The 1,647-nt window shown below is 65.1% G+C and carries 2 protein-coding genes; both read right to left on the bottom strand.

Annotated features, from left to right (window positions below):
- The coding region (locus WAN71_RS02815) for a DUF6390 family protein (RefSeq protein ID WP_422223872.1) at window positions 1–581 on the bottom strand (581 nt) is incomplete at its 3' end.
- Window positions 582–629: 48 nt separating this feature from the next.
- A partial coding sequence (hypD, locus tag WAN71_RS02810; protein WP_422223871.1) for a hydrogenase formation protein HypD occupies window positions 630–1,647 on the bottom strand: 1,018 nt, incomplete at its 5' end.

Raw genomic sequence — 1,647 nt, 5'->3', positions numbered from 1 at the left:
GCCACGTCGGGCACCGCGCTGTAGCCGTCCGCCCAGACGTCGAGCCGTCGCGCCGACGGTTCGGAGAGCGCCAGCACGTCACCGTCCAAGACCAGCCGTTGACACGACACCTCAACGTCATCGCCGTCACGGGAAAGCACTGTGCCCCAAGTGATCCGGCAGTTATCCAGAACACCCATCGGATGCTCGTCGACTCCGCGGCCCAGCAGCCGTGACCACGGGTACACGCCGAACACGTGGAAGCAGTGATTGGCGGCGGCCTCGGGCACCAGATCCGGGCCGAGATGCGACCAGTAACGCCCCGCCTGCGGGCCGATGATCGCGAGCAATGCGTCGACGAACTCGCCCGCGTTCAGCTCGGCGCCGACCCCGCCGCCCAGCCAGTAGGACTCCACTAGCCGGTGGTCCAGCGGGTCGGCGATGCCGGTCATCGTCGAAAGCACCTGCAGATAGGGCCAGGCGCCGGAAAACTTCGTCGCGGCCCGCCGAACGTCTTCCACCGACCCGTCCCGCAGGGTCGCCCCCAGCGGTGGACCGCAGTAGCCCAGCGCGTTGGGCGCGTAGGCGTAACGGGCGAACATCTCGGTTCCCCGGATATCGGGCTGGTCAGAGGTCGGCACCGACAAGGATCAGGCCCGCCCGGACTCCACCAGCTTGAGGGCGTCTTTGTGCATCCGGCCGAAGTTGTAGTAGGCCGCGCAGGCGCCCTCCGGGGACACCATGCATGTTCCGATCGGAGTCTCCGGGGTGCACGCGGTGCCGAAAACCTTGCATTCCCAAGGCTTCAGCACACCCTTGAGCACCTCGCCGCACTGGCAGGCCTTCGGATCGGCGACCCGCACCCCAGGCATCGAATAGCGCAGTTCGGCATCGAAGTCCGCGAAGTCGTCGCTGAGCCGCAGCGCGCTTTGCGAGATGAACCCAAGCCCACGCCATTCGAAGTGCGGACGCAGCGCAAACACCTTGCCCATCAAAGCCAAAGCCGCCGGGTTGCCCTGTTCGGGCACCACCCGCGAGTACTGGTTCTCCACTTCGCAACGGCCTTCGCGGATCTGGGTCAGCAGCATCGCGACCGACGCCAAGATGTCCAGCGGCTCGAAACCTGCGACCACCAACGGTTTTCCGTACACCTCGGGCACGAACCGGTATGGCCGGTTGCCGACAACGGTGGACACGTGCCCCGGTCCGATGAAGCCGTTCAAGCGCAGGTCTGGTGAGTCGAGGATCGCCTTGATCGGCGGCACGATCGTGACGTGGTTACAGAACACACTGAAATTGCTCAGCTTCAGATCGCGGGCCCGCACCAACGTCACCGCGGTGGACGGGACGGTGGTCTCGAATCCGATGGCGAAGAACACCACCTGTTTATCCGGGTTGTCGGTGGCGATCTTGAGCGCGTCCAGCGGCGAGTAGACGAACCGCACGTCGGCGCCGCGTGCTTTGGCATCCAGCAGGCTGCCGTGAGAGCCGGGTACTCGCATCATGTCGCCGAAACAGGTGAAGATCACGTCGGGTTGTTCGGCCAGCCACATCGCGTCGTCGATGCGACCCATCGGGATTACGCAGACCGGACATCCGGGACCGTGAACCAGTTCGACGTTTTCCGGCAGCAAGTGCTCGATGCCGTGGCGGTAGATGGTGTGGGTG

The sequence above is a fragment of the Mycobacterium sp. genome (assembly GCF_049280035.1).
Lineage (GTDB): Bacteria > Actinomycetota > Actinomycetes > Mycobacteriales > Mycobacteriaceae > Mycobacterium.
The sequence above is the reverse complement of the archived record's forward strand: the minus strand, read 5'-3'. Positions and strand labels throughout refer to the sequence as shown.